Origin of the sequence: Streptomyces albospinus, from assembly GCF_014648695.1 — a bacterium.
GTDB classification, from domain to species: Bacteria; Actinomycetota; Actinomycetes; order Streptomycetales; family Streptomycetaceae; genus Streptomyces; species Streptomyces albospinus.
Map to the genome: position 1 here is coordinate 171764 of NZ_BMRP01000018.1, position 6039 is coordinate 177802.

General features: G+C 74.2%; 5 protein-coding genes. 1 reads left to right on the plus strand and 4 read right to left on the minus strand.

Annotation, left to right across the window (positions count from 1 at the left end):
• The first annotated feature begins 199 nt into the window (after positions 1 to 199).
• Positions 200 to 811 (plus strand): nucleoside triphosphate pyrophosphatase, encoded by a 612-nt coding sequence (locus tag IEZ17_RS24320; RefSeq protein WP_189303485.1) that lies wholly within the window; start codon positions 200 to 202, stop codon positions 809 to 811.
• A 54-nt stretch (positions 812 to 865) separates the two neighbouring features.
• Here IEZ17_RS24320 and IEZ17_RS24325 read toward each other — a convergent pair whose 3' ends face one another.
• From IEZ17_RS24325 to IEZ17_RS24340, 4 genes are all read right to left on the minus strand, one after another.
• A complete protein-coding gene (locus tag IEZ17_RS24325; protein ID WP_189303487.1) occupies positions 866 to 1264 on the minus strand; it encodes a PIN domain-containing protein in 399 nt (132 codons plus the stop codon).
• A complete protein-coding gene (locus IEZ17_RS24330) occupies positions 1261 to 1545 on the minus strand; it encodes a ribbon-helix-helix protein, CopG family (protein WP_189303489.1) in 285 nt (94 codons plus the stop codon). Before IEZ17_RS24330 ends, IEZ17_RS24325 begins: the two co-directional genes overlap by 4 nt.
• A 51-nt stretch (positions 1546 to 1596) precedes the next feature.
• Positions 1597 to 3729: a protein kinase domain-containing protein gene (locus IEZ17_RS24335; RefSeq protein ID WP_189303516.1), complete on the minus strand. Its 2133-nt coding sequence runs from the start codon at positions 3727 to 3729 to the stop codon at positions 1597 to 1599.
• 40 nt (positions 3730 to 3769) lie between these two features.
• On the minus strand, positions 3770 to 6039 hold a 2270-nt coding region (locus tag IEZ17_RS24340; RefSeq protein ID WP_308427693.1), incomplete at its 5' end, for a protein kinase domain-containing protein.

The following is a 6039-nucleotide window of genomic DNA, read 5'->3' on the forward strand; positions in this document are numbered from 1 at the left end:
GGGAATCGGCTGCGGAGTAAGCCTCCGCACCCGATAAGTGGCGGCGCGGGAGGGGAAAGGGGCCGGAAAGGGCCGGAAAGATCCAAAACGGCGGCACGGGGCGGAAGAGCACCGAGCCGCCGTTTTCCCGGCCCCTGACCGACCGCGGAACGCCCCCGGCCGCACCGGCCCCCGCCGCCCGCTCCGTACGATGGCGGGCATGACCGAAGCACCCCGCCCCCGCCGCCTTGTCCTCGCCTCCCAGTCCCCCGCCCGTCTGGGCCTGCTCCGGCAGGCCGGACTGGCGCCCGAGGTCGTCATAAGCGGCGTCGACGAGGACGCGATCAGCGCCCCGACGCCCGCCGAACTGGCCCGCGTCCTGGCCGAGGCCAAGGCCGCCGCGGTCGCCGCCCGGCCGGAGGCCGCGGGCGCGCTCGTCGTCGGCTGCGACTCGGTCCTGGAACTGGACGGCCTGGCGCTCGGCAAGCCCGCGGACGCCGAGGACGCCACCGCCCGCTGGAAGTCCATGCGCGGCCGTTCCGGCATCCTCCGGACCGGCCACTGCGTCATCGACACCGCGTCCGGCCGCCAGGTCTCGGACACCGCCTCCACCACCGTCCGCTTCGGCGAGCCCAGCGACGTCGAGATCGCCGCCTACGTCGCCAGCGGCGAACCCCTCTACGTGGCGGGCGCGTTCACCCTCGACGGCCGCTCGGCCCCCTTCATCGACGGCATCGACGGCGACCCGGGCAACGTCATCGGCCTCTCCCTGCCGCTGCTCCGCCGGCTGCTGATCGACCTGGACATCGCGATCACGGATCTGTGGGCCTGAGCGCGGCGGGCCGGGCCCGAGCGCGGCACCGCCGTCAGGGCTGTCCGGCGCTGCTCAGTGGAAGCCGAGCATCCCGGGCGAGTCGATGTCGACGGTGACCACACCGGGCGGGTAGGCGCTCTCGTTGCCGGTCAGAAGGATCGACATCCCGGTGAACTCGGGGCGCGGCAGTGCGCAGTACAGTGCATGGCAGGTGTCCGGGCCGCCGTAGCCGTCGCGGATCATGGTTCCGACGCTGACGGCCGCCATGGTGTCGAGGGAATCGACGACGACGGCGGAGAAGGCGAGCACGCGGCGGGAGAGGTTCTCGTCGTCGGCTTCGGCCTGCATCAGACACAGGGCGGGGATGGCCAGCCGGTCGCCGGGAGTCCTTGCCATGTTGCCCGCCAGCAGGTTCAGCGTCTTGTGGCCGCCGGCGAGGGCCGTGACGGCACTGGTGTCGAGGATGATCACGCGGCGTCGCCTCGGGCGGCACGCGCCTTGGCCGCGGCGACCTTGTAGATGTTGCCGAGGACATCAGGTGCCTGCTCGAACTCCTCGTCCCCGATGTCCACGCCGATCAGGCGACGCGCGACATCCCGGTCGGCGGCCAGCCGCTCGGCCCGCTGTGCGGCGGTCGGCTGCTCCGCGGCGAGTGCTTCGACCAGCTGGCCGATGCTCACACCGCGTTCCTTCGCGAGTGCGGCAAGCTGGTCGCGGGTCTCGCGCGGGACCTGAATCGTCGTCGATGCCATAGCGTCACTATAGGGGCTTTACAGCGATCGTGCGGCAGCCGGAACCTCCTCTCAGAACACCGGCAGCGCCCACAGGTTGCCGTCGTTCATCACGAAGACGCGGTTGCCGTCGGCGGACAGCCACTGGCGGCCCTGTGAGTCGGGCAGCTTGTAGCTCCAGACCGGGTAGCCGCTGTCCTTGTCCACGGTCTCCACCTCGGCCGGCATGCCTCTGCCGACGGTGTAGATCGTCCAGATGCCGCCGCCCTGGACGACGACCGGCGTCGTGATGCCGGCGGAGCCGCGCACCTGGAAGATCTCCTTGCCGTTGTCGGGCCGCCGCTTCATCGGCAGCGTGGACTCCGTCCCGTCGTCGTGTTCGAGGTTCACGAAGGCCGCGTAGACGGCGTCCGGGTAGGCGGTGACCACGCCGTAGCGCGAGGGGCGGTTGAGGTAGTCCTTCTCCTGGACGTGCCACAGCTCCTTGCCGTCGGTGATCCGGCGGGCGGTCAGCGTGGTGCCGCCGAAGCAGACGGTGGAGCCGGCGAGCGCCGGGCGGACGTAGCGGTCGGACTGGTGGCGGATGTCCCAGACCCGTCGGCCGGTGGCGGTGTCCACGGCGAGCACATGGCCGTCGAGGGTGCCCAGGACCAGCCGGCCGTCGGCGATCACCCCGGGCGGCTGGAGCTTGGCGCGGAACGGCGGGTCGATCGGCGCGGTCCAGCGGATCCGCGCGTCGGACCGGCCGACGGCGCGCAGCCGGTGGTCCTTGGTCAGCACGTAGACCGCGTGCTCGTCGGCGGCGAGCAGGGAGTCCGCCTCGGCGGGGGCGGTCCAGCGGGGTTCGCCGGTGGTCGCGACGAACGTCCGGAGCGTCCCGTGGTCGTCGACGGCGGCGATCAGGCGGTCGGAGAGCGAGAGGTAGCGGCGGTCCGCACGGACGCCGGGCGCGGCCCAACGGCGCTTCCCGTCCACGACGTTGTGGGCCGCGATACCGCCGCCGAGCGCGCCGAAGACGATGACGTCCCGTACGGGCAGCGGGGCGGGGGTGTCGCCGGCGAGGACGTTCAGCGGGCCCCACAGCGCCTTGGGCGAGCCGCCGTTGACGTAGTCGCCGTCGTCCGCGTTCAGCACGTGCGCCACCGGCGTCTCGGCCGCCGGCGGAAAGGCGAACAGGTCGGTCTTCTTGGCGGGCGGGCGCTGCCGCGGCCACCAGAGCGCCGCCGCCCCGCCGCCCGCGGCGAGCACCGCACCGCCCGCCGCGGCGCCGATCAGCAGCCGGCGCCGGGCCACCGGCGGCCCGGCGTCCGGACCCGCCGTCAGCGTGGTCAGCTCGTGGATGCCGCTCTCCCGCTCCTTGATCTCCTGGGCCACCGGCCCGCGCCGCCAGGCCCGTTCGGCACCCCGCGGCGGGGCGAAGGCGGTGGCGATCTGCGCGGGCGCGGGGCGGGCCGCCGCCTCCTTGGCGAGCAGCGGCGCGATGAGCACCCGGAGCACGTCCGGGACGCCGGAGAGATCGGGCTCCTCGTGGACGACCGCGTACTGGACGGCGGCGATATGGCTGCCCTCGTAGACCCGCTTGCCGGTCGCCGCGTACGCCAGGACGGCGCCGAGCGAGAAGATGTCGGCGGGCGGGGCGACCCGGCGGCCCAGGACCTGCTCGGGGGCTCCGTAGCCCGGGGTGACCGGGACCTGGCCGGTGGTGGTGAGGGTCAGGCCGTGCTCGGGGCGGGCGATGCCGAAGTCGATGATGCGCGGACCGGACGAGGTGAGCACGATGTTCGGCGGCTTGAGGTCGCGGTGGATCAGACCCGCGGCGTGGATGTCCGCCAGGGTGAGCGCGAGGGACGCGGCCAGCGCGCGCACCGCCGGCTCGCCGAACGGGCCGTACGCCTCCACCGCCTGATCGAGCGTCGGCCCGGCCAGGAACTCGGTGGCGATCCACGGCCGCCCGCCCTCGGTCTGCGCGCCCAGGACGTTCGCCACGCCCTTGCCGGTGACCGCCCGCGCCGCCTGCGCCTCGCAGACGAACCGCTGCGCGAGCTGGGTCTCGTGGGCGAGTTCGGGCCGCAGCACCTTGACCGCGGCGACGGTGCCGGCCGCGTCCCGGCCGACGTAGACCTTGCCCATACCGCCTTCGCCGAGCACGCCGAGCAGGCGGTACGGGCCGAGGCGGAGCGGGTCGCCGGTGCCGAGGGGTTTCATGGGCATGGGGGCTTTCTGGCGGAGGGCCGGCAGGTGCCGGTCACTGGAGCGGGAACGCGGCGAGGTAGTGGCCGCCGACCGCGAGGACCACCTTGGCCCCCTCGTGGGCGGCGAAACGGTCCGCGGTGGTCCTGTACGTATGGGCGGTCAGGTGGGAGGCGAGGCCGACCGCGCGCAGGACGCCCTCGCTCTTGCTGTGGACGTAGACGTGGCCGGGGCCGACGACCGGGGGGTCGTAGACGGCGGACCGCCCGGCGTCGCCACCCTGCTGGGTCCAGCGCAGCGCACCGCTCGCCGCGTCGAACGCGACGGCGCCGAGCCCCTTCTCCACCGCGTACAGCACCCCGCCCTTGAGCGTCGGCGGCCCGTAGGTCTTCCCGGGGCGGGCGGCGGAGCTGTCCCAGGCCGGCGTGCCGTCGCTCAGCCGCAGGGCGCGCAGCGGCCCGTTGCCCAGGTAGACGTGGCCGGCGTCGGTGGCCAGTTGGGGCCGTACCAGGTCCCGGCCGACGGCGAACGGCTGGTCCCAGGCGAGCGCGCCGGTACGGGTGTCCCGGGCCTGGGCACGGATCTTCCCGTCGTTGGTCTCGAAGAGCAGGACGAGACGGTCGCCGGCGGCCTGGGCGGCGAGGTAGTAGAGGCGGAGGGAGCCGACCCACTTGCCCTTGTCCGGCCGCGGCGGCAGCGGCTGGCGCCACCGCTCCTTCCCGGTGGCCCGGTCGACGGCGAAGACGTACCAGGACTGGCCGCGCACGAAGTAGTCGTCGTACTTGCCCTGCCCGGCCACCCCGTAGAACGCGTCGGCGGTGGCGCAGAGCAGCTGGTTGAGGGAGATCACGCCGTTGTAGTCGGTGAGCCGGACCAGCGGGTCACCCGCCTCGCCGGTGGCCGGGTCGACGGACGAGATGAGCAGCGGGAACCCGCCGGGCTTGCCCAACTCCCCCTTCGAACCGGGCGCGTTGACCATCCGGTAGACCTGCTTGCCGTCCGTGGCCGCCTGCCAGCTGCCGTTGTCCTGGTCGGTCGCCCACTTGACGGCGCCCGTCGCCGGATCGAAGCCCGCGAACCCCACCGCCGCGAACACCGTGCCCAGGCCCCCGAACACCCCCGGCGATGCGGGATTGCCGGACGACACCGACAGGTCCGGCTCGGCGATCTGCTTCTGCCAGAGCGAGTCCAGCTTCTTCTTCGCGAGCGGCGGCACGGTGGGGCCGGGCGACGGCTTGGCGTACGGAGACCCCTGGGGCTGTGGGCCGCCGGAGGAGAGCCAGGACCACAGCCCGGCGCCGGCGCCCGCCAGCCCGAGCGCCGTCCCCGCCCCTGCCGTCAGCAGACCGCGGCGGGAAAGGCCGCGCCGGCCGGCGTCGGCCGGGGCCGGCGGCAGGGTGGCGGCACCCGCCGGAGCGGGCAGCCGCGCCGGCCGGACCTGCCAGACCTCGCTCGCCCGCCCGCCGATCAGCGCCAGCAGCCCGTCCGGCAGATGGTCGGCGAACTCCCCGCCGCCGTCGTGGAGTCGGCCGGCGAGTTCGGCCGTGGTGGGCCGTTCCGCGGGGTCCTTGGACAGGCAGCGGGTGAGCAGCGGCACCAGGGCGCCCGGGACCCCGGTGAGGTCCGGTTCGCCGTAGCGCACGCGGTAGAGCAGATCAGCGGGTTGGCCGCCGCCGAAGGGGCCGCGTCCGGTGGCGGCGAACACCAGCACCCCGGCGAGCGCGAAGACATCGCCGGCGGGGGTGTGCTCCTGCCCGGTGGCCTGCTCCGGCGACATGAACGCCGGGGTGCCGACCGCGGCGCCGGTGTGCGTCAGCCGCTCGTCGCCGATGGCGCGGGCGATACCGAAGTCGATGACCTTCGGGCCGTGTGCCGTGACCATGATGTTGGACGGCTTGAGGTCGCGGTGCACCACATCGGAGCGGTGCAGCTGGCCGAGTGCCCCGCACAGCGCCGCGCCCAGGGCCCGTACGGCCCTCTCGGGCAGCGGGCCGCCCCGCTCCACCGCCTCGTCGAGCGGCGGCCCCAGGACGTACTCGGTGGCCAGCCAGGGCGTTTCGGCGGCCGGATCGGCGTCGACGACCTGCGCGCCGTAGCGCCCGCCGATGACCCGGGCGGCGTCCGCCTCCAGCCGGAACCGGGTGCGGAACTCGGCCTCCCGGGCGATCCGGGCGTGCATCGTCTTGATCGCCAGGGTCCGGCCGCCCGGCGAACGGGCCAGATAGACGGTGCCCATACCGCCGCTGCCGAGGCGGGCGATCAGCCGGTACGGACCGAACCCGGCCGGGTCGTCATGGGTGAGCGGGAGCGGCGGCACGGGCGTCG